At 61.8% G+C, this 22731-nt stretch carries 21 protein-coding genes and 1 tRNA gene; 20 read left to right on the forward strand and 2 right to left on the reverse strand.

Annotated elements, in window-relative coordinates; translation table 11 throughout:
* The first annotated feature begins 6 nt into the window (after window positions 1–6).
* The gene (pssA, locus tag VIM12_RS06975; RefSeq protein WP_331940893.1) at window positions 7–885 is read left to right on the forward strand and encodes a CDP-diacylglycerol--serine O-phosphatidyltransferase; all 879 of its coding nucleotides are present in this window, start codon (window positions 7–9) and stop codon (window positions 883–885) included.
* Between the two features lie 310 nt (window positions 886–1195).
* Entirely contained in the window at window positions 1196–2734 is a 1539-nt protein-coding gene (locus VIM12_RS06980; protein WP_331940894.1) for a 2-isopropylmalate synthase, read from the forward strand.
* Between the two features lie 38 nt (window positions 2735–2772).
* Here VIM12_RS06980 and VIM12_RS06985 read toward each other — a convergent pair whose 3' ends face one another.
* On the reverse strand, window positions 2773–3279 hold the full coding sequence (locus VIM12_RS06985) for a hypothetical protein (protein WP_331940895.1): 507 nt from the start codon (window positions 3277–3279) through the stop codon (window positions 2773–2775).
* Between the two features lie 187 nt (window positions 3280–3466).
* On the opposite strand from VIM12_RS06985, the gene rpsO reads away from it, so the two are divergent.
* Window positions 3467–3736, forward strand: coding sequence for a 30S ribosomal protein S15 (gene rpsO, locus VIM12_RS06990; protein ID WP_331940896.1), 270 nt, complete (start codon window positions 3467–3469; stop codon window positions 3734–3736).
* 197 nt (window positions 3737–3933) lie between these two features.
* Window positions 3934–6060, forward strand: coding sequence for a polyribonucleotide nucleotidyltransferase (pnp, locus tag VIM12_RS06995; protein WP_331940897.1), 2127 nt, complete (start codon window positions 3934–3936; stop codon window positions 6058–6060).
* Between the two features lie 67 nt (window positions 6061–6127).
* Here pnp and VIM12_RS07000 read toward each other — a convergent pair whose 3' ends face one another.
* Window positions 6128–8125, reverse strand: coding sequence for a sensor domain-containing protein (locus VIM12_RS07000; protein WP_331940898.1), 1998 nt, complete (start codon window positions 8123–8125; stop codon window positions 6128–6130).
* Between the two features lie 543 nt (window positions 8126–8668).
* Here VIM12_RS07000 and VIM12_RS07005 point away from each other — a divergent pair.
* The 16 genes from VIM12_RS07005 to nuoL all read left to right on the forward strand — a co-directional run bounded on the left by VIM12_RS07005 (window position 8669) and on the right by nuoL (window position 22728).
* Window positions 8669–9652, forward strand: a complete 984-nt coding sequence (locus VIM12_RS07005; protein WP_331940941.1) for an NAD(P)H-quinone oxidoreductase — start codon at window positions 8669–8671, stop codon at window positions 9650–9652.
* Window positions 9653–9763: 111 nt separating this feature from the next.
* Window positions 9764–10510: a triose-phosphate isomerase gene (gene tpiA / locus VIM12_RS07010; RefSeq protein WP_331940942.1), complete on the forward strand. Its 747-nt coding sequence runs from the start codon at window positions 9764–9766 to the stop codon at window positions 10508–10510.
* Window positions 10511–10544: 34 nt separating this feature from the next.
* A complete protein-coding gene (gene secG / locus VIM12_RS07015; RefSeq protein ID WP_331940899.1) occupies window positions 10545–10931 on the forward strand; it encodes a preprotein translocase subunit SecG in 387 nt (128 codons plus the stop codon).
* A 72-nt stretch (window positions 10932–11003) separates the two neighbouring features.
* Window positions 11004–11088: transfer RNA gene (locus VIM12_RS07020), tRNA-Leu, on the forward strand.
* 96 nt (window positions 11089–11184) lie between these two features.
* Window positions 11185–11544, forward strand: coding sequence for an NADH-quinone oxidoreductase subunit A (locus VIM12_RS07025; RefSeq protein ID WP_331940900.1), 360 nt, complete (start codon window positions 11185–11187; stop codon window positions 11542–11544).
* A 3-nt stretch (window positions 11545–11547) separates the two neighbouring features.
* Window positions 11548–12024, forward strand: coding sequence for a NuoB/complex I 20 kDa subunit family protein (locus VIM12_RS07030; protein ID WP_151634107.1), 477 nt, complete (start codon window positions 11548–11550; stop codon window positions 12022–12024).
* A gap of 14 nt (window positions 12025–12038) precedes the next feature.
* Entirely contained in the window at window positions 12039–12635 is a 597-nt protein-coding gene (locus VIM12_RS07035) for an NADH-quinone oxidoreductase subunit C (protein WP_331940901.1), read from the forward strand.
* Window positions 12635–13888, forward strand: coding sequence for an NADH-quinone oxidoreductase subunit D (locus VIM12_RS07040; RefSeq protein WP_331940902.1), 1254 nt, complete (start codon window positions 12635–12637; stop codon window positions 13886–13888). The genes VIM12_RS07035 and VIM12_RS07040 overlap by 1 nt, the downstream gene beginning before the upstream one ends.
* 36 nt (window positions 13889–13924) lie before the next feature.
* Window positions 13925–14404, forward strand: coding sequence for an NADH-quinone oxidoreductase subunit NuoE (gene nuoE / locus VIM12_RS07045; protein ID WP_331940943.1), 480 nt, complete (start codon window positions 13925–13927; stop codon window positions 14402–14404).
* Window positions 14401–15696 (forward strand): NADH-quinone oxidoreductase subunit NuoF, encoded by a 1296-nt coding sequence (gene nuoF / locus VIM12_RS07050; RefSeq protein WP_331940903.1) that lies wholly within the window; start codon window positions 14401–14403, stop codon window positions 15694–15696. Before nuoE ends, nuoF begins: the two co-directional genes overlap by 4 nt.
* Before the next feature lie 42 nt (window positions 15697–15738).
* Entirely contained in the window at window positions 15739–18072 is a 2334-nt protein-coding gene (gene nuoG, locus VIM12_RS07055) for an NADH-quinone oxidoreductase subunit NuoG (RefSeq protein ID WP_331940904.1), read from the forward strand.
* Entirely contained in the window at window positions 18072–19136 is a 1065-nt protein-coding gene (gene nuoH / locus VIM12_RS07060; RefSeq protein WP_331940905.1) for an NADH-quinone oxidoreductase subunit NuoH, read from the forward strand. Before nuoG ends, nuoH begins: the two co-directional genes overlap by 1 nt.
* Window positions 19137–19142: 6 nt before the next feature.
* Entirely contained in the window at window positions 19143–19631 is a 489-nt protein-coding gene (gene nuoI / locus VIM12_RS07065) for an NADH-quinone oxidoreductase subunit NuoI (protein WP_331940906.1), read from the forward strand.
* 43 nt (window positions 19632–19674) lie between these two features.
* Window positions 19675–20319, forward strand: a complete 645-nt coding sequence (locus tag VIM12_RS07070; protein WP_331940907.1) for an NADH-quinone oxidoreductase subunit J — start codon at window positions 19675–19677, stop codon at window positions 20317–20319.
* A gap of 12 nt (window positions 20320–20331) precedes the next feature.
* Window positions 20332–20640, forward strand: a complete 309-nt coding sequence (nuoK, locus tag VIM12_RS07075; protein WP_331940908.1) for an NADH-quinone oxidoreductase subunit NuoK — start codon at window positions 20332–20334, stop codon at window positions 20638–20640.
* A 27-nt stretch (window positions 20641–20667) separates the two neighbouring features.
* Window positions 20668–22728, forward strand: a complete 2061-nt coding sequence (gene nuoL, locus VIM12_RS07080) for an NADH-quinone oxidoreductase subunit L (RefSeq protein WP_331940909.1) — start codon at window positions 20668–20670, stop codon at window positions 22726–22728.
* The last annotated feature ends 3 nt before the right edge of the window (window positions 22729–22731 follow it).

Raw genomic sequence — 22731 nt, forward strand, 5'->3', positions numbered from 1 at the left:
AACAGTATGGCAACCTTCAATCGTCGCAAGGCGAAAAGCAACTCGGGCCTGTTCGCCCGACGTCTCCAGCGCCGCTCCCTGCACCAGGTGCAGGCGGGCCCGGATATCGACGCGCCGGACGCCCCCCCGGCACGGCGGCGCGGTATCTATCTGCTCCCGAACGCCTTCACCACCGCCAATCTCTTCTGCGGCTTCTTCGCCATCGTGATGGCAATGAACCTGAAGTTCGACTATGCGGCAGTGGCCATCTTCGCCGCGATGCTGCTCGACAGTGTCGACGGCCGGGTGGCGCGGCTGACCAACACGCAAAGCGAGTTCGGTGCGCAGTACGACAGTCTCTCGGACATGCTGTCGTTCGGTGCCGCCCCGGCACTGGTCGTGTATGAATGGTCGCTGCGCGGGATGGGCAAGCTCGGCTGGCTCGCAGCCTTCGTGTATTGCGCGGGCGCCGCACTGCGGCTGGCGCGCTTCAACACGAACATCGCCGTGGTCGACAAGCGCTATTTCCAGGGCTTGCCCAGTCCGGCGGCCGCGGCGCTGGTGACCGGTTTCATCTGGCTGATGGACGACCTTGGTTTCGTCGGCACCGAGCTTGTCTGGTTTGCCTGGACCATCACCCTGTATGCCGGCCTCACCATGGTCACGAATGTGCCGTTCTACAGCTTCAAGGAAGTCAATTTCCGCAAATCGGTACCGTTCATCGCGGTGTTTCTCATCGTGCTGGTCTTCGTCCTGGTGTCGAGCGATCCGCCGAAAGTCCTGTTCGGCATGTTCGTGCTGTATGGGCTTTCAGGGTACGGCGTCTATTTCTGGCGCCTTTTCAAGGGCAAGCCGGTCAGCATTCTCCAGACTTCCGAGAACGACAACGTCGACCTGAAAGAGTAGCGATGGGCGGACGGAGCAGGCCTGCCCGAAAAGGGAAAAGACCCATCGAAGCAAATCGTTGCACTTTTCCACGATTCCGCTTATAGTTTTTCGCATGTCCCGCGAGATCCACATTTCCGCATCCGCATTCTCCAGCAGCACGCCGGCCGGCCTGCTGCTGTCGCTGCTTCTACTAGTGCGTTAACGCGCGCTAACTCCCATACCCCCACAATCCGTGCAGTACCACGCTCATGCCGATGCAGGCAAGGGCAGGCGGAAGACCATTTAATCAACGCTTCGATCACCCGAAATTTCCACTAAGGAGTGCAGCATGGCCGACAAACTGATCATTTTCGATACCACCTTGCGCGATGGCGAGCAGTCCCCTGGCGCCTCGATGACCAAGGATGAAAAAATCCGCATCGCCAGGCAGCTCGAGCGACTGCGGGTCGATGTGATCGAGGCCGGCTTTGCTGCGGCATCGCCCGGGGATTTCGATTCAATCAGGGCGATTGCCGGCATCATCAAGGATTCGACCGTCTGCTCGCTGTCCCGCGCCAATGACCGGGACATCTCCCGTGCTGCGGAGGCACTGCAGCCCGCCGAGCGCAAACGCATCCATACCTTCATCGCGACGTCACCGCTGCACATGGAAAAGAAGCTGCGGATGAGTCCCGAGCAGGTGCTGGAACAGGCCAGGCTCGCCGTGCGCTTCGCGCGTCAGTTCACCGACGACGTGGAGTTCAGCCCGGAGGACGGCAGCCGCTCCGACGTCGATTTTCTGTGCCGCGTGATCGAAGCGGTGATCAAGGAAGGCGCCACCACCATCAACTTCGCGGATACCGTCGGCTATGGCGTGCCCGAGCTGTACGGCAATCTGATCAAAACCCTGCGTGAGCGCATCCCCAATGCGGACAAGGCCGTCTGGTCGGTGCATTGCCACAACGATCTCGGTATGGCGGTCGCCAATTCGCTCGCAGGCGTGATGATCGGCGGCGCGCGGCAGGTCGAATGTACGATCAACGGCCTCGGCGAGCGCGCAGGCAATACGTCGCTGGAAGAAGTCGTGATGGCCGTGAAGACGCGCAAGGACTACTTCAACCTCGACGTCTCGGTGGATACCTCGCAGATCGTGCCCGCCTCCAAGCTGGTCTCGCAAATCACCGGTTTTGCCGTGCAGCCCAACAAGGCGGTGGTCGGCGCCAACGCATTCGCGCACGCGTCCGGTATCCATCAGGACGGCGTGCTGAAGGCGCGCGACACCTACGAGATCATGCGGGCGGAAGACGTGGGCTGGACCGCGAACAAGATCGTGCTCGGCAAGCTGTCGGGACGCAATGCCTTCAAGCAGCGCCTCGAGGAACTCGGCATCGGCCTGGATTCCGAGGCGGAAGTGAATGCGGCGTTCGCGCGTTTCAAGGAGCTGGCCGACCGCAAGTCCGAGATCTTCGACGAGGACATCATTGCCCTGGTGGCGGATGAGCAGCATTCCCACGAGAACGAGCACTTCGGCTACGTCTCCCTTGCGCAGCACTCGGAAACCGGCGAACGTCCGACGGCAAAAGTGGTGTTTACGATGGGCGGCAAGGAGCTGGCCTGCGCGGGCCAGGGCAACGGGCCCGTGGATGCGACGGTCAATGCGATCGAATCGGAAGTGAAGAGCGGCTCCGAACTGCTGCTGTTCTCCGTGAACGCCATCACGACCGGCACCGAGTCGCAGGGCGAAGTGACAATGCGGCTGTCGAAGAACGGCCGTATCGTCAATGGCGTCGGGGCCGATCCGGACATCGTGGTCGCGGCTGCCAAGGCGTACCTGTCGGCGTTGAACAAGCTGCACTCGAAAGCCGAGCGCCTGAACCCGCAGCTGTGAGCGCGACGGGCGCCGGTACCGACTGGCCCCCGCGGTTATCAGCGGAAGCCGAACGGGAACCGCCTGTCCGGATCGAAGCGCGGATCCGGCCCGTTGAGCATCTGCCTGACGACGCCCGCGCTGTCGAAGTGGACATGCATCAGCGAGTTCCAGACGTCGTTCTCCTTGTACGGGTAGGACCACACCTCCAGGTCGCGCAGCGGCAAGTAGGAGGTGTCGCTGGGCGTGCCGATGGTGCGCAGCACGGTCTCCTTGTTCGCCCTGCCGACCTCGATGGTGGCGAACTTTTCCACCGTCAGCACCTGCTCGAAGGATGTCACCCTGCCATTGACCAGGCGCGCCATGTACGTCCTCTGGCCCCAGGGGCCGGTCATGTACTCGAACAGCTCGGTATTGCCGTCCTTGTAACGTTTCGTCGGTTGCCCGCGCTTCTGCAGGAGATCGGCTTCGGTATCACCCACGTCGACCGCGGCAGGGAAAAGGGTCGCGCAGCCTGACAGCAGCGCGAAGACGGCGGGCAGGGCGAGTCTGGCAATGGTGTGCATGGTCTTCCTTGTGATCACGCGCATCGGTGCCAGGCGGCATTGCCGCGAGGACCGTTGCTAAGTATTTGAATCGACGATTTATTTCCGATATACTGCGCATCTTGGCTTCTTTGGCCAAGTTTTTTTATCAATAGTTCACGGTGCAAAGGGGTTGCGACTCCAGGTACCGCATGTGAAAGGGTTTGCAATGTCTGTAGAGAACATCAACAAGGCCGCGATTATTGCGGAAAATGGCCGCGGCACCAATGACACCGGTTCTCCGGAAGTCCAGGTCGCGCTGCTGACCGCCCGTATCAACGAGCTCAACAACCACTTCAAGGCACACGCAAAGGATCACCACTCCCGCCGTGGCCTCATCAAGATGGTCAACCGCCGCAAGCGCCTGCTCTCGTACCTGAAGGGCAAGGACGCGAACCGCTACCGCGCATTGATTGAAAAGCTCGGCCTGCGCAAGTAATTCCTTGCGACAGCTGTCCGGCTCATAGACGAAATGCCTGCGTCAGTCCCACTGATGCAGGCATTTTGTCATTTTGCGGTTTGTGGTCTGCCGGCGTTGCAAGCAGTGAAGGTGGCACGTCATGCGTGACTGGCCGTCTGTGGTGAGGTGAACGACAGCGCCTGAAATTCTGTCGGCAAAAATAGAAAGGAAACACCGTGTTCAACAAAGTTACGAAGACCTTCCAGTACGGTCAGCACACTGTCACCCTGGAGACCGGCGAGATTGCCCGCCAGGCATCCGGCGCTGTCGTGGTGTCGATCGAAGACACCGTGGTTCTGGCGACGGTGGTCGCGCGCAAGGATGCGAAGCCCGGCCAGGATTTTTTCCCGCTGACCGTCGACTATATCGAGAAGAGCTATGCGGCCGGTCGTATCCCGGGCGGCTTCTTCAAGCGTGAAGGCCGCCCGTCGGAAAAGGAAACCCTGACGTCGCGCCTGATCGACCGCCCGATCCGCCCGCTTTTCCCCGAGGGTTACCTGAACGAAGTGCAGGTGATCATTCACGTTTTGTCGGTCAATCCCGAAATCGACCCTGACATCGCATCGATGATCGGCGCGTCGGCCGCGATCTGTGTCGCTGGCATCCCCTTCAACGGTCCGCTGGGCGCCGCGCGCGTCGGCTACCTCGACGGCCAGTACGTGCTGAACCCGACGGCATCGCAGATGGCGCAGTCGCAGATGGACCTGGTGGTCGCGGGTACCGAGCAGGCAGTGCTGATGGTCGAATCCGAAGCAAACCAGCTGTCCGAGGAAGTCATGCTCGGTGCGGTGGTGTATGGCCACGAGCAGATGAAGGCCGTGATCGACGCGATCCACGAGCTGGTACGTGACGGCGGCAAGCCCGAGGTTCAGTGGGCGCCTGCTGCGAAGAATGAAACCCTGATCGCCCGCATCACCGAACTCGCCGAAGGCAAGCTGCGCGAGGCTTACCAGACCAAGGACAAGCAGGCGCGGACCGCGAAGCTCAACACCGTGAGCGCGGAAGTGAACGCCGCCCTTGCCGCGGAAGCGGTTGCAGCGGGTACCAGCGGCCCGGACGCCGCCGAAGTCGGCAGCATCCTGTTCGATCTCGAAGCGAAGATCGTCCGCTCCCAGATTCTGGAAGGCGAGCCCCGCATCGATGGTCGCGACACCCGCACCGTGCGTCCGATCTCGATCCGCAACAGCGTGCTTCCGCGCACCCACGGCTCGGCCCTGTTCACCCGCGGCGAAACCCAGGCACTGGTGGTGGCGACGCTCGGCACCGCCCGGGACGAGCAGAAGATCGATGCGCTGATGGGCGAGTATTCCGATCGCTTCATGCTGCACTACAACATGCCGCCGTTCGCCACCGGCGAAACCGGCCGTGTCGGCACGCCCAAGCGCCGCGAGATCGGCCACGGCCGTCTCGCCAAGCGCGCGCTGCAAGCCGCGTTGCCGGCGCCGGAGGAGTTCAGCTATTCGGTGCGACTGGTGTCGGAAATCACCGAGTCCAACGGTTCCTCGTCGATGGCCTCGGTCTGTGGCGGCTGCCTGGCGCTCATGGACGCCGGCGTACCGATGAAGGCGCACGTCGCCGGTATCGCAATGGGTCTGATCAAGGAAGGCAGCAAGTTTGCGGTCCTGACTGACATCCTCGGCGATGAGGACCATCTTGGTGACATGGACTTCAAGGTTGCTGGCACCGCGAACGGCATCACCGCGCTGCAGATGGACATCAAAATTCAGGGCATTACCAAGGAAATCATGCAGGTCGCGCTGGCGCAGGCCAAGGAAGGCCGCATGCATATTCTGGCGAAGATGCAGGAAGCCATGCCTCATGGCAAAGCCGAGCTGTCGGACTTCGCGCCGCGCCTGATCACGATCCGCATCAACCCGGAAAAAATCCGGGACGTGATCGGCAAGGGCGGTGCCGTGATTCGCGCACTGACCGAAGAGACCGGTACCCAGATCGACATCACCGACGAAGGCGTGGTGACGATTGCTTCGGTCGATGCCGCTGCAGGCCAGGAAGCGAAGCGCCGCATCGAAGAGCTGACGGCATCGGTCGAGGTCGGCAAGACCTACGACGGTACCGTGCTGAAACTGCTCGATTTCGGCGCTATTGTCCAGGTCCTGCCGGGCAAGGACGGCCTGCTGCATATCAGCCAGATCGCCAACGAGCGCGTCAACGCCGTTGCCGACTACCTGAAGGAAGGCCAGCAGGTGCGGGTCAAGGTCCTCGAGACGGATGACCGCGGCCGCCTCAAGCTGTCGATGAAGGCGGTGACTGCAGAAGAAGGCGGCGCTGCCCAACAGCAGTAGGTCGCGAGCGGAAGCTTCCGCTTTACGGCGAGATGAAAACGCCCGTGCTTTCCGGCACGGGCGTTTTTTATTGGCGCATCCGGGAGGGCGCCGGCTGGTATCGTCGCCTGCTAGTGACCGACAGGGCGGCCAGTCCGCTCTTGCGAGGTTCGGTCGCGCGCGAATAGAACTGGAAACCGTTCTTGCCGAGCTCCTTGGCGCGGTACATTGCCGCGTCCGCATTCTTCAGCAGCGTGGCGGCATCCTCTCCGTCGTCGGGAAAGACACCGATGCCGATGCTGGCACTGAGGACGCACTCCTGCGTCCCCACCCGGACCGGACGGGAAGCCTCGTGCAGCAGCTTGCGCGCGACGTCGCTGGCGTAGCGCCCATCGCTCAGCTCTTCGATCAGGACGTAGAATTCGTCGCCCCCCATGCGCGCAATCTTGTCCGTGTGGCGAAGTGCGCCGCGAAGCCTGCGCGCGACTTCCCGCAAGACCTGGTCGCCGGCATCGTGGCCGAGGCTGTCGTTGATCTCCTTGAACCTGTCGAGGTCGAGGAAGAACAACGCGAACTTGTTGCCGTGCCGCTTCGCATTTCGTAGTGCCAGGTCAAGGTATTCCCGGAAGAGGAAGCGATTCGGGAGTGAAGTCAGGCCGTCGTAGTGTGCCAGGAAGCGGATCTTTTCCTCCGAGGCGCGACGTTCCATTGCGATACCGGCGAGATTGGTGCATACCCCGAAAAGCTGCAGTTCCGCAGGCGTCGGCGCCGCTTCGTCCTCGAAATACAGAGCCACGGTGCCGAGAAGCTTGCGATTGCGGCCAAAGATCGGCCAGGAGGTGCACGCGCGCAGTCCATGGCGCAGCGCATGGCCGCGGTGCGCGTCCCATGCCGGATCGTTTGCGATGCTGGTCACCATCACCGGCACATGTCGCTTCGCCGCCGTGCCGCAGGAAGCCTGCGAGCAGCTCACCGGGATGTCGCCCATGGATTCGACGTAGGATTCAGGCAGGCTGGGAGCGGCAATCCACGACAGTCTGCGCGCTTCCTCGTCGTGCTGCAGGATCGCGCAGCGTCCGCGGTTCGACTGGGATTCCATGAAGTGGGCAATCTCGGACAGCACCTCGGGAAGGGGCACGCCAGTCGCCACCATGTTGAGGATGCGGTTCTGGCCGATCTGCACCGCTTCCGCCCGCTTGCGCTCGGTGATGTCCCGCACCACCACCTGCACTGCGGCGCGGCCGTTGAAGATGAGCCTGGTCGTCCCTACTTCCGCATTGAAGCAAGTGCGGTCGTCCCGGACCCAAATCTGTTCCACAAACTTCGGCACTGCGGGAGGAAGGGGCGCTTCGATTGCACTGCACATGTGATGCCGGAAATCGGGATGCACGAAGTCGAAGATGTCGCGACCCAGAAGCGCGTTCGGTGTGCTCGCGTCGAGCAGGCGGCACGCCGCGGGATTGGCAAGCGCGAGCAGGCCGTCGCAGCACACGATGATGGCTTCCGGCGACCCTTCGATAAGCCGTCGATAGCGGGCGGCGTGGTCCTGCAGTACTGCCTGCGACCGCTTCTGCTCCGAGATGTCGCGGATGAACGCCGTGAAGATCCTGTTGCCCGCGACACTCACCGGCACGACCGCGATGTCCACGGGGAAGAGGGAGCCGTCGGCGCGTGCCGCCACCAGTTCCATGCGGCCGTTCGCGGCCGGACTGTACCCGGTGGCGAGGAAGCGGGTCACGCCGACGCGGTGCTGTTCACGCAACTGTGGAGGGCTCAGGACGTCGGCCAGCTGTTTCCCGATCACGTCGTGCGCAGCACGATGGAAGGCCGCCTCCGCCGCCTGGTTGAAGCTGATGATTTCCCCCTTGTCGTTGATCGACACGATGCAGTCAGGTGCCGCGGTGAGAACAGCACTGTTGAACTTCTCGCTGTCGACCAGCTCCGCTTCCAGCGCGTTGCGTTCGCACTCGCTTCGATAACCGCCGATCAGGGTATGCATCTCACGGGCCAATTCCGCCGCGAAGTCGAGTTGCGGCGCGTCGAAGGCATCCTCCTGCAGGGACTGCAGTTGAAGTACGCCGCTCACGGCGCCGTTCAGCGGAAAAGGGAAGCTGGCAGACCGGGGGCTTTCTTCGCTTGCCGCGTCACCCCGGCTGCAGGCGAGGTGCAACACGCGCTTGTCGTCGCAAACGAGCAGAACGGACGCACAGCTGAAATGCCCGCTGGCCACCGCGATGCGACACAGCTGTTCAAGCCGCGCCTCGCGGCTCTGGTTCGCAACCGGCGCACCCTCGCTCCGAACGCCATGCGACGAGTGCTCCGCGCCAAGAACGCATGCAGATGCTTCAGTTGGACGAACAAGCCGGGTTGAATCGCGAGTGGAGTGCATTAGGTTGTCCTCTGGTAATGCAATTTCCTCTTGGAAAGTGCATTGCTAAGGTTAGTTCCCGGCATTTTTGTAACTTCGGAAACGTTTCCCGGTTACAAATTTTGCCTCGGTGCAATCAGTCATCGCATTCTCCCTGTCGTCACGATCCCTGCATTGCAGATCCTCAAGCCGGAATTCCGGTCTCGATGCGTTTTCACTGGCTCACGTACAATCTCTTTTTCCCTGGACGGACGGACAATGATGAGAGCGATCGAGATTGAAAAGCCGGGAGGGCCGGAGGTTCTGCGCCTGTGCGAGCGCCCGGTACCGGAATTCAAGGCGGGTGAAGTGTTGATCCGCGTGCTGGCGGCAGGCGTCAATCGCCCTGACGTGATCCAGCGGATGGGTCATTACCCGGTGCCGCCGGGCGCGTCGGACCTGCCGGGACTCGAGGTCGCCGGAGAGGTGGTCGACGGCGACTTTGCCGGGACGTCGCTGAAGAAGGGCGACATGGTCTGCGCGCTGGTGCAGGGTGGCGGCTATGCGGAGTACTGTACGGCGCCGGCGGCGCAATGCCTGCCCGTGCCGAAGGGCTTGAGTCCGGCGGAAGCGGCATCCTTGCCCGAGACCTTCTTCACCGTCTGGAGCAATGTCTTCGATCGCGCCCGTCTGGGCGAAGGCGAAACGCTGCTGGTCCAGGGCGGTTCGTCCGGTATCGGCGTAACCGCCATACAGATGGCAACCGCATTCGGCCACCGCGTGTTTGCAACGGCCGGCACCGATGAGAAATGCCGCGCGTGCGAGGCGCTCGGCGCCGTTCGGGCCATCAACTACAAGACCGAGGATTTCGTGGAGGTGGTCAAGAAGGAAACGGGCGGACGCGGCGTGGACGTTATCCTCGACATGGTGGCCGGTCCGTACGCGGCGCGAGAACTCGACTGCCTTGCCGACGACGGCAGACTGGTGGTGATCGCACTGCTCGGCGGGGCCAAGGCCGAACTCGATCTCGGGCAGGTCCTTCGGCGCCGCCTGACGGTCACCGGTTCGACATTACGGCCGCGTCCGGTCGCGTTCAAGCGTGCCATCGCAGAGAATCTGCGCGCCCGCGTATGGCCCCTGCTGGAGGCTGGCAAGATCAAGCCGGTCATCTTCAAGGTGTTCCCTCTCGAGCAGGCCGTTGAAGCACATCGGCTGATGGAAAGCAGTACGCATACAGGCAAGATCATCCTTTCGGTCGGGACATAATGGCCGCAGGAGCCGCGTGCGGCTTGCGCAAGGTCGAACAAGCCGCCGCTGGTTTGACCGCACTTGCCGCAACGCGCTAAAATCACGGGTTTTCTTTATTCCTTGCCCGATATGCGCCGCAAACTGATTGCAGGTAACTGGAAGATGAACGGCAGCACTGCCGCAAACGCAGCGCTGCTGGACGGGATCAGGGACGGCCTCGGTGACGCCCGCGGCGCAGTGGCCGTTTGCGTTCCAGCTCCGTACTTTGCTCAGTGCCAGTCTGCGCTAGGCGGCACGTCTGTGAAGTGGGGCGGCCAGGACCTTTCCCTGCACGAGTCAGGTGCCTACACCGGCGAGGTTGCAGCCTCCATGCTGACGGACTTTGGTTGCAGCTATGTGATCGTCGGTCACTCCGAGCGCCGGACCTACCACGGCGAATCGGACGAAATCGTTGCGCGCAAAACGTCGCGCGCGCTGCGGTCCGGTCTGGTTCCCATCGTCTGCGTCGGCGAGTCCCTCGAGGAGCGCGAGGCGGGGAAGACGGACGTCGTGGTGGGACGACAGATCGACGCGGTGCTGAATGCACTTGACGGTTCCGAGCTTGAGAAGATCGTGGTCGCCTACGAACCCGTCTGGGCAATTGGCACCGGCAAGACGGCAACACCGCAAATGGCGCAGGACGTGCACAAGATGGTGCGCGCAAGGATTGCGCAAAAAAATGCGGAAGCGGCAGCCAAGGTGCAGATCCTGTACGGCGGCAGCATGAAGCCGGACAATGCAAAGGAATTGCTGGCGATGGCGGACATCGACGGCGGGCTGATCGGTGGTGCTTCGCTGAAGGCGTCCGATTTCCTGTCCATTATCGCGGCGGCTTGATCCACGCAAGAAATCTTAGATTAAAAGGTAACTCATGAACGCGTTGTCCACCGTAGTCGTTGTTGTGCAGGTGCTGTCCGCCCTCGCAATCATTGGTCTCGTACTGCTTCAGCATGGCAAGGGAGCGGACATGGGGGCGGCATTCGGATCCGGCGCCTCCGGCAGCCTGTTCGGCGCGTCAGGTTCGTCAAACTTCCTGTCCAAGGCAACTGCCGTGGCCGCAGCCATTTTTTTTGCCGCGACGCTCGGCCTTGCCTTCATTGGCAACAACCGTCCCGCAGCGGGTGGCGGCGTGATGGAAAACCTGCCGCAGGTACCGGCACAGCAGTCCGCACCGGCCGCTGGCGCCCCGGCGCCGGCCGCACCGGCGCCTGCTGCGCAGGGCAATGACGCGGGTCAGGCAAACCAGATTCCGAAATAATTCTGTGACCCTTGGTTCGCGGTAATTGTGCGTTGAACAAAGAGGGTATTTCAGGGTAAAATAGCAGTCTCAGCCGACGTGGTGAAATTGGTAGACACGCTATCTTGAGGGGGTAGTGGCGAAAGCTGTGCGAGTTCGAGTCTCGCCGTCGGCACCAAAATCAAAAAGCCAGCAAGGGGTGTCCCGAGCTGGCTTTTTAACGAGGAATCTTGGTTTGATTTGCAAATCATTCAACTAACCAACCTCCCACACCGTGAACCTCGAAAACTATTTCCCCATTCTTCTCTTCATCCTCGTCGGCATCGGCGTGGGCGTCGTGCCCCAGGTTCTTGGTCGCGTGCTTGCTCCCCATAAGCCGGATGTGGCGAAGTTGTCGCCGTATGAATGCGGCTTCGAGGCATTCGAGGATGCGCGCATGAAGTTCGACGTGCGCTACTACCTCGTCGCCATCCTGTTCATTTTGTTCGATCTGGAAACCGCTTTCTTCTTCCCCTGGGGCGTAGCGATGCGCGACCTCGGTTGGCCGGGCTTCGTCACGATGATGGTGTTCATCGCCGAATTCCTGGTTGGCTTCTGGTACATCTGGAAGAAGGGCGCCCTGGATTGGGAGTAAGTCATGGCTATTGAAGGTGTACTTAACGAAGGCTTTGTCACGACGACTGCGGACAAGCTGATCAACTGGACCCGTACCGGTTCCCTCTGGCCGATGACCTTCGGTCTGGCGTGCTGCGCCGTCGAGATGATGCACGCGGGCGCGTCCCGCTATGACCTGGACCGGTTCGGCATTGTGTTTCGTCCGTCCCCACGCCAATCGGACGTGATGATCGTTGCCGGCACGCTGTGCAACAAGATGGCCCCGGCGCTGCGCAAGGTGTATGACCAGATGGCCGAGCCACGCTGGGTGATCTCGATGGGTACCTGTGCCAACGGCGGCGGCTACTACCACTACTCGTATTCCGTGGTGCGTGGTTGCGATCGCATCGTTCCGGTGGACGTGTACGTGCCGGGATGCCCGCCGACCGCCGAGGCGCTGTTGTACGGCATCCTGCAGCTGCAGAACAAGATCAAGCGAACCAACACCATCGCGCGCTGAGAAGGTGCCCGCATATGACCACGAAAATTGAAGTGCTCGAAGCGTCGCTCCGCAACGCGCTTGGCGAGCAGGTGCGCGACCTGAAGGTGGCGATTGGCGAAGCGACGCTGGTTGTCGGCGCATCCGATTACCTCTCCGTGATGCGCGTGCTGCGCGACCACGCCGACCTGCGTTTCGAGGAGTTGCTCGACCTGTGCGGCATGGACTATTCGACGTACGGCGACGGCGTATGGGACGGTCCGCGTTTCGCGGCAGTGTCGCACCTGCTGTCCGTCACACATAACTGGCGCCTCCGCGTACGCGTTTTTGCGCCCGACGACGAACTTCCGGTCATTCCGTCCGTCTCAGACATCTGGTCCTCGGCCAACTGGTACGAACGTGAAGCGTTCGACCTGTTCGGCATCCTCTTCGAAGGTCATAACGACCTCCGTCGCATCCTTACCGATTACGGCTTCATCGGACATCCATTCCGCAAGGACTTCCCGGTCTCCGGCTTTGTCGAGATGCGCTACGACCCCGAGCAGAAGCGCGTGATTTACCAACCCGTGACGATCGAGCCGCGTGAAATCATTCCGCGCGTGATCCGCGAAGAGAAATACGGGATGAAATAATGGCAGAGATTAAGAATTACACCCTGAACTTCGGACCGCAGCACCCGGCTGCGCATGGCGTTCTGCGTCTCGTACTCGAGCTGGACGGCGAAGTGATCCAGCGCGCCGATCCGCATATCGGCCTGCTGCACCGGGCCACTGAAAAACTGGCCGAGCAGAAGACCTTCCTGCAGTCCGTTCCGTACATGGACCGGCTCGACTACGTGTCGATGATGTGCAATGAGCACGGCTACGTGCTCGCGGTCGAGAAGCTGCTCGGTATTGAAGTCCCGCTGCGCGCCCAATATATACGGGTGATGTTCGACGAGATCACGCGGATCCTGAACCACCTCCTGTGGATCGGGGCGCACGGTCTGGACGTCGGCGCGATGGCTGTCTTCCTGTACGCCTTCCGCGAGCGCGAGGACCTGATGGATTGCTACGAGGCGGTCTCGGGCGCCCGCATGCACGCAGCGTACTACCGCCCGGGTGGCGTCTACCGGGACCTGCCGGACCGCATGCCGCAGTACAAGGCATCCGCAGTGCGAAACGAAAAGGCGATCAGGCAGCTGAACGAGAACCGGCAGGGCTCGCTGCTCGACTTCATCGAGGATTTCACCAACCGTTTCCCCGGCTATGTGGACGAGTACGAGACGCTGCTGACCGACAACCGGATCTGGAAACAGCGTCTGGTCGGGGTGGGCGTCGTGTCGCCGGAACGCGCGATGGCAATGGGTTTCACCGGGCCGATGCTGCGTGGCTCGGGTGTCGAATGGGACCTGCGCAAGAAGCAGCCCTACGAAGTCTACGACCTGCTGGATTTCGATATCCCGGTAGGCGTGAACGGCGATTGCTACGACCGCTACCTGGTGCGCGTAGAGGAAATGCGGCAGTCGAATCGCATCATCAAGCAGTGCATCGAATGGCTGCGCAACAATCCCGGCCCGGTCATGACCGACAACCACAAGGTTGCCCCCCCTGACCGCGTGAGCATGAAGTCCAACATGGAAGAGTTGATCCACCACTTCAAGCTCTTCACCGAGGGCTTCCATGTGCCGGAAGGCGAGGCCTATGTCGGGATCGAACATCCGAAGGGCGAGTTCGGCATCTACCTCGTTTCGGACGGGGCGAACAAGCCCTACCGCCTGAAGATCAGGGCGCCCGGCTTTGCGCACCTGCAGGGACTCGACGAGATGGCCAAGGGCCATATGATCGCCGACGCCGTGACCATCATCGGCACGCAAGACATCGTGTTCGGTGAGATTGACCGATAACCCGCGCGTGGCTCACGCGCATGAATGGCTGACGATATGCTGTTAAGTCAAGTAGCGTACAAGAAGATTGATCGCGAACTCGCGAAATTCCCGGCCGACCAGCGCCAGTCCGCGGTCATGGCCGCACTCGCCATCGCCCAGGACGAGAAGGGCTGGCTGTCGCCCGAGGTGCTGAAGGACGTCGCCGATTACATCGGCATGGCGCCGATCGCCGTGCAGGAAGTCGCCACCTTCTACAACATGTACAACACCAAGCCGGTCGGCAAGCACAAGATCTCCGTGTGCACCAACCTGCCTTGCGCGCTCTCCGGCGGCGAACGCGCGGCGGAATACCTGAAGCAGAAACTCGGCATCGAGTACAAGGACACGACCGGCGACGGCCTGTTCACCCTGATCGAGGGCGAGTGCATGGGTGCCTGCGGCGACGCGCCGGTGATGCTGGTGAATAACAAGCGCATGTGCAGCCACATGTCGACCGAGAAGATCGATGCGCTGGTGGAGGAACTGAAGAAATGACCAGCCTGCACAATCGCCACATCAATCCGCTGATCCTTGCCGGCCTTGACGGCAATAACTGGCATCTTGCCGACTACGTGAAGCGCGGCGGCTACGAGGCGCTCAGGCGCATCCTCACCGAGAATATCGCGCCCGAACAGGTCATTGCCGAACTGAAGGCATCGTCCCTGCGCGGACGCGGCGGCGCGGGTTTCCCGACCGGCCTGAAGTGGAGCTTCATGCCCCGGCAGTTCCCAGGGCAGAAATACCTGGTCTGCAATACCGACGAGGGTGAGCCGGGGACATTCAAGGATCGCGACATCATCCGCTACAACCCCCATGCGCTGATCGAAGGCATGGCGATCGGTGCGTACGCGATGGGCATCTCGGCCGGATACAACTACATCCATGGCGAGATCTGGGCCGAATACGAGCGTTTCGAAGAGGCGCTGGAAGAAGCGCGCGCCGCGGGCTTTCTCGGCGACGGCATCATGGGCAGCAGCTTCAATTTCCAGCTGCATGCCTTCCATGGCTTCGGCGCATACATCTGCGGCGAAGAAACCGCGTTGCTGGAGTCGCTCGAGGGGAAGAAAGGGCAGCCGCGCTTCAAGCCGCCGTTCCCCGCCAGCTTCGGCCTCTACGGCAAGCCGACCACGATCAACAACACCGAGACGTTCGCAGCGGTGCCGTTCATCATGCGCATGGGCGGCGAAGCCTATGCGGCCCTCGGCAAGCCGAACAACGGCGGCACCAAGATCTTCTCGATGTCCGGCGACGTCGCGCGTCCCGGCAACTACGAGGTGCCGCTCGGCACGCCGTTCGCGAAACTGCTTGAACTCGCCGGCGGCATGCGGGACGGCAAGAAGATCAAGGCGGTGATTCCGGGCGGTTCGTCGATGCCGGTGCTGACCGGCGACGTGATGATGAATACCGACATGGATTACGACTCGATCGCGAAGGCCGGCTCGATGCTCGGCTCCGGCGCGGTGATCGTGATGGATGAGACCCGCTGCATGGTGAAGTCGCTGCTGCGCCTGTCCTACTTCTATTACGAAGAGTCCTGCGGCCAGTGCACGCCGTGCCGCGAAGGCACCGGCTGGCTGTACCGCATGGTGCACCGTATCGAACACGGCCAGGGCAGGGCGGACGACCTCGACATGCTGAATTCGATTGCGGACAACATCCAGGGCCGCACCATCTGTGCGCTCGGCGACGCGGCGGCCATGCCGGTCCGCGCGTTCGTGAAGAATTTCCGCGACGAGTTCGAATACCACATCGAACACAAGCATTGCCTGGTCCCGGCCTACGTTTGAGCCGGACGCCAGCAACCCCATACAGGATACTAGGCAAGAGCCATGGTTGAACTAGAAATCGACGGCAAGAAGGTAGAGGTGCAAGAGGGCAGCATGGTGATGGAAGCTGCCAACAAGCTCGGCACTTACATTCCCCATTTTTGCTATCACAAGAAGCTGTCCATCGCGGCCAACTGCCGCATGTGCCTGGTCGAGGTCGAGAAGGCCCCGAAGCCGCTGCCAGCCTGCGCCACGCCCGTGACCAACGGGATGATCGTGCGCACCGCCAGCGACAAGGCGATCAAGGCGCAGAAGAGCGTGATGGAATTCCTGCTGATCAATCACCCGCTGGATTGCCCGATCTGCGATCAGGGCGGTGAATGCCAGTTGCAGGATCTGGCTGTAGGTTACGGCCCGTCCGCTTCCCGCTACGAAGAAGAAAAGCGCATTGTCCCGCCGAAGGATGCCGGCCCCCTGATCTCGATGCGCGAGATGGCCCGCTGCATCCATTGCACCCGCTGCGTGCGTTTCGGCCAGGAAGTGGCCGGCGTGATGGAGTTCGGCATGCTGAACCGCGGCGAGCACTCCGAGATCACGACGTTCGTCGGCAACTCGGTCGACTCCGAGCTGTCCGGCAACATGATCGACCTGTGCCCGGTCGGCGCACTGACCTCCAAGCCGTTCCGCTACAGCGCCCGCACCTGGGAGCTGTCGCGCCGCCGCTCGGTCAGTCCGCACGATGGCCTCGGCGCCAATCTGATGGTGCAGGTCAAGGGCGGCAAGGTGATGCGCGTACTGCCGCTCGAGAACGACGGCGTCAACGAATGCTGGCTGTCCGATCGCGACCGCTTCTCCTATGAAGGCCTGAACAGCGCAGAGCGCCTGACGGTGCCGATGGTCAAGCAGGACGGCAAGTGGATCGAGACCGACTGGCAGACCGCGCTGGAATACGTTGCCCACGGCCTGAGCGATATCCGCCGCAACCATGGCGCCGATGCACTTGCTGCACTCGCCGCGCCATATTCGACGCTGGAAGAACTGACGCTGCTGCAGAAGCTGGTGCGCGGCCTCGGTTCCGATAACGTTGATTTCCGCCTGCGCCAGTCCGACTTTGCATTGAACGGCAAGGTGGTGCCGTGGCTGGGGATGTCCATCGATGCATTCGGTCAGCTCAACCGCGCGCTGGTCATCGGCTCCTTCCTGCGCAAGGATCATCCGCTGCTGGCTGCCCGCCTGCGCCATGCGGCCAAGCGCGGCACGAAGGTCAGCGTCCTGCACGCGACCGATGATGACCTGCTGCTGCCGGTTGCGCATCGCATGATCAAGGCACCGTCCGAGTGGTTGTCCGCCCTGAGCGAGATTATCGTGGCGGTAGCCCAGATGAAGGGCATCGCAGCGCCGGCCGGCTTTGAGGGAATCACCCCGGGCGACGTGGCGAAGGGCATCGCGGACAGCCTGCTGTCGGGCGAACGCCGCGGTGTGGTGCTCGGCAATGCCGCCGCGCAGCATCCGCAGGCCTCGCAACTGCATGCCGCCGCCGAATGGATCGCGCAAAACACCGGCGCCGCCTTCGGCTACCTGACCGAGGCTGCGAACAGCGTCGGTGGCTACATCGCCAATGCATTCCCGCAGAACGGCGGCAATGCCCGGCAATTCTTCACCGAGCCGCGCCAGGCCTATGTGCTGCTGCACGCCGAGCCGGAACTCGACTGCCATGATCCGCAGGCGGCGCGCGCCGCCCTGCAGCAGGCAAAGATGGTCGTGGCAATGAGCCCGTACAAGCACGGCATGGACTACGCGGACGTGCTCCTTCCGGTCGCGCCGTTTGCCGAAACCGCCGGCACTTTCGTCAACTGCGAGGGCCGCGCACAAGGCTTCAACGGTACCGTCAAGCCGCTTGGCGAGACCCGTCCTGCCTGGAAGGTGCTGCGCGTGCTTGGCAACATGCTCGACCTGCAAGGCTTCGGCTACGAGACTTCCGAAGAGATCCGCGCCGAAGTGCTGGGCACCAAGGTCTCCGAAGAGGCCGACCTGCTGCCGCGCCTGAACAACGTCGCGAACCTGCAACCGCAGGCTGCCAAGCCTGCTGCCGCCGGGCTGGAGCGGATTGCGGACGTGCCGATCTACTTCAGCGACGCCATCGTCCGCCGCGCCGAGTCCCTGCAACTGACGACCGACGCGCAGGCGCCGAAGGCCTCTCTGTCGCCGGACCTGGCACAGTCCCTCGGCGTTGCCGAAGGTACGCAGGTACGGGTGGTCCAGGGGCAGGGCAGCGCCGTGCTCGTGGCCGCCATCGACGCGAAGCTGCCGGCGAATGTGGTGCGGGTATCCGCCTCGCATCCGTCGACCGCCGCCCTGGGTCCGATGTTTGGCCCGATCAGCGTGGAGAAAGCCTAATGGATTTTCTGACGACCCTCAATTCCGCCGGGACCAGCGTATTCGGCGGCGTCTGGCCCCTGGTCTGGAACGTCATCAAGATCGTGGCGATCGTCCTGCCGCTGATGGGTTGCGTTGCCTACCTGACGCTGTGGGAGCGCAAGATGATCGGCTGGATGCACATCCGTCTCGGCCCGAACCGCGTGGGTCCGGCCGGCCTGCTGCAGCCTATCGCCGATGCGCTGAAGCTGCTGCTGAAGGAAATCGTTGTTCCGGCGAAGGCGAACAAGGCGTTGTTCGTGATCGCACCGATCATGACCATCATGCCGGCGCTGGCCGCCTGGGCGGTCATTCCCTTCGGACCGGAAACCGTCCTCGCCAATGTCAATGCGGGCCTGCTGTTCGTCATGGCGATCACCTCGATGGAAGTCTACGGCGTGATCATCGCCGGCTGGGCATCCAACTCCAAGTATGCATTCCTTGGTGCGATGCGCGCTTCCGCGCAGATGGTGTCGTACGAGATTTCAATGGGTTTTGCCCTCGTCATCGTGCTGATGGTGTCCGGCAGCCTGAACTTCGTCGACATCGTGAACCAGCAGACCCAGGGCAGCTTCGCCGCCATGGGCTTGAACTTCCTGTCCTGGAACTGGCTGCCTCTGCTGCCGATCTTCGTGATCTACGTGATCTCGGGCATTGCCGAGACCAACCGGCATCCGTTCGACGTCGTCGAGGGCGAATCGGAAATCGTTGCCGGCCACATGGTCGAGTACTCCGGCATGTCGTTCGCGATGTTCTTCCTGGCCGAGTACGCGAACATGATCCTGATCTCGATGCTCGCGTCGCTCATGTTCCTCGGCGGATGGTCCGCACCGATCGCGCTGCTCGACTTCATCCCCGGATGGATCTGGCTCGGCATCAAGACCTTCTTCGTCGTATCGCTGTTCATCTGGGCGCGCGCCTCGTTTCCGCGCTACCGCTATGACCAGATCATGCGTCTCGGCTGGAAAGTATTCATTCCGCTGACGCTGGCCTACCTGGTGATCGTGGCAGCCTGGATCCAGTCACCCTGGAATATTTGGAAGTAAGAAACCATGGAAGCCATCAAAGATTTTTTCGGCAGCCTGATGCTCAAGGAGCTGGTCAAGGGACTGGCCCTGACCGGCCGCTACATGTTCGCCCGCAAGATCACCGTCCAGTTCCCCGAAGAGAAGACCCCGCTGTCGCCGCGTTTCCGCGGACTGCATGCATTGCGACGCTACCCGAACGGGGAAGAGCGCTGCATCGCCTGCAAGCTGTGCGAAGCGGTCTGTCCGGCAATGGCCATCACGATCGAATCGACGGAGCGTGAGGACGGCACCCGCCGCACCTCGCGCTACGACATCGACCTGACCAAGTGCATCTTTTGCGGCTTCTGCGAAGAGTCCTGCCCGGTCGACTCGATCGTCGAAACCAGCATTCTTGAATATCACGGCGAAAAGCGGGGCGACCTCTACTTCACGAAGGAGATGTTGCTGGCAGTCGGCGATCGCTATGAGAAGGACATCGCCGCCGCGCGTTCGGTTGACGCTGCCTATCGTTGAGCCGGGATACACCCGGCCGTACCGCTGACTCTTCTGGTCGAATATGGAATTTACAACTGCTCTTTTCTACGCGTTCTCGCTGATCCTGGTGCTGGCAGCGGCCCGCGTCATCACGGCCCGTAACCCGGTCCACGCAGCGCTGTTCCTGGTGCTGTCGTTCTTCTCGGCGGCAGCCATTTGGCTGCTGCTGCGGGCCGAGTTCCTTGCGATCGTCCTGGTGCTGGTCTATGTCGGCGCGGTCATGGTGCTGTTCCTGTTTGTCGTGATGATGCTGGACATCGACATCGGCAAGCTGCGCGAAGGCTTCTGGAGCTATTTCCCGCTCGCCGCCGTGGTCGGCCTGCTGATTGCCCTGCAAATGGCGGCCGTCCTGCTGCATGGTTTCTGGGATCCGGCTGCACAGGCACCGGCTGCCGCCGCCAACATCGGCGGTACGAAGGAACTGGGCATGCTGATCTACACCGAGTACATCTACGCATTCGAAATCGCAGCGGTGATCCTGCTGCTTGCGATCGTCGCAGCGGTTGCGCTGACGCTGCGCCGCCGCAAGGACAGCAAGTACTTCGATCCGGCCCAGGCGGTGAAGGTCAAGCGCAACGACCGTATCCGCATGGTGTCGATGAAGGCCGAATCCGATCGTGCCAACGGCAACGGCGCAGCGCCTGCTGCCGCCGCGGAAAAACAATAAGGGGAATGTGCCGTGGCTCTCTCGCTCGCTCACTTTCTGGTTCTCGGTGCGATCCTGTTTGCGATTTCCATCGTCGGGATCTTCCTGAACCGCAAGAACATCATCATCCTGCTGATGGCCATCGAACTGATGCTGCTGTCGGTGAACATGAATTTCATCGCCTTCTCGCATTATCTCGGTGATGCGGCAGGTCAGATTTTCGTTTTCTTCATCCTGACTGTGGCTGCCGCGGAATCCGCGATCGGCCTCGCCATCCTGGTGGTGCTGTTCCGTAACCTGGACACCATCAATGTCGAGGACCTCGATAGCCTCAAGGGTTAACCACAAATAATAACGACAGGGTCCATCATGGCGGGGCAACTCAACCCTCAGATTCTTCTTGCTGTGCCGCTGGCACCTCTGGCGGGCTCGGCAATTGCCGGCCTGCTCGGCACCAGGTTCTTCGGCAACAAGATCGGGCGCACGGCGTCACACTCGGTCACCATCCTCGGGGTGCTGGTCGCGTTCATCATCTCGTTCCAGACACTGCTGGCGGTGATGGACGGGGCGACGTACAACGGCACCGTTTACACCTGGATGACGGTGATGGGGCTGAAGCTGGAAGTCGGCTTCCTCGTCGACAGCCTGACGGCGATGATGATGTGCGTCGTGACATTCGTGTCGCTGATGGTGCACATCTACACCATCGGCTACATGGCCGAGGACGAAGGCTACAACCGCTTTTTCTCGTACATCTCGCTGTTCACCTTCTCGATGCTGATGCTCGTCATGAGCAACAACTTCCTGCAGCTGTTCTTCGGTTGGGAAGCGGTCGGCCTGGTGTCCTATCTGCTGATCGGGTTCTGGTTCAAGCGGCCGTCGGCGATCTACGCCAACATGAAGGCCTTCCTGGTCAACCGCGTCGGCGACTTCGGCTTCATCCTCGGCATCGGCCTGCTGCTGGCCTATGCCGGCTCGCTGAATTACGGCGAAGTCTTTGCCAAGCGCAACGAACTGGCCGGCCTGACGCTGCCGGGTACTGACTGGATGCTGCTGACCGTTGCCTGCATCTGCCTGTTCATCGGCGCAATGGGCAAGTCGGCACAGTTCCCGCTGCACGTCTGGCTTCCCGATTCGATGGAAGGCCCGACCCCGATCTCCGCGCTGATCCACGCAGCGACGATGGTGACCGCGGGGATTTTCATGGTCGCCCGCATGTCGCCGCTGTTCGAGCTGTCGGACACCGCGCTGTCCTTCATCCTGGTCATCGGATCGATCACCGCGCTGTTCATGGGCTTCCTCGGCATCATCCAGAACGACATCAAGCGGGTGGTTGCGTACTCGACGTTGTCCCAGCTCGGATACATGACCGTGGCACTGGGCGCGTCCGCCTATTCGGTTGCCGTGTTCCACCTGATGACCCACGCGTTCTTCAAGGCGCTGCTGTTCCTCGGCGCGGGCGCGGTCATCATCGGCATGCACCACGACCAGGACATCCGCAACATGGGCGGTCTGCGCAAGTACATGCCCATCACCTGGATCACCTCGCTTCTGGGTTCGCTGGCGCTGATCGGCACGCCGTTCTTCTCGGGCTTCTACTCGAAGGACAGCATCATCGAGGCCGTCCACGATACCCATATTGCCGGCGCCGGCTTCGCCAATTTCGCCGTGCTCGCGGGTGTCTTCGTCACCGCCTTCTACTCGTTCCGCATGTACTTCCTGGTATTCCACGGCGAGGAGCGCTTCGGCAAGGCCCATGCGCATCACGGCCATGAGACCCACCACGAGGAAGAAGAACAGGAGCACGACGACCACCATCACCACGGACTTGCGCCGGGCGAGAAGCCGCACGAGGCGCCGCTGGTCGTCACGCTGCCGCTGATCCTGCTGGCCATTCCGTCGGTATTGATCGGCTACCTGGCGATCGGTCCCATGCTGCACGGCGATTTCTTCAAGGACGTGATCTACGTCGGCGAGAATCACGGCGCGATGGCGGCGCTCAACGAGGCCTTCCATGGGGCGGCAGCAATGGGCATGCACGGCTTCATGACCGCACCGTTCTGGCTGGCATTGGGTGGCGTCGTCGCCGCCTGGTACTGCTACATGATCAATCCGCGTGTGCCGGCCTGGTTCTACAGCAAGCTGCATGCACTGCATACCCTGCTGGACAACAAGTACTACATGGACAAGATCAACGACGTGGTGTTTGCCAAGGGCGCGCGCGTGCTTGGCGGCGGCCTGTCCACCGTCGGCGACCGTACCCTGATCGATGGCCTGGTTGTGAACGGCAGTGCCCGCGTGGTCGGCTGGTTCTCCGCGCTGATCCGCCATGTGCAGACCGGTTATATCTATCACTACGCATTCGTAATGATCATCGGCGTGCTGTTCTTCCTGTTCTACTTCATGCCGTTCCCGTCGTTTGCCAAGTAAGTT

This window comes from Noviherbaspirillum sp., assembly GCF_036563305.1.
In the GTDB taxonomy this organism is placed as follows: Bacteria; Pseudomonadota; Gammaproteobacteria; order Burkholderiales; family Burkholderiaceae_D; genus Noviherbaspirillum.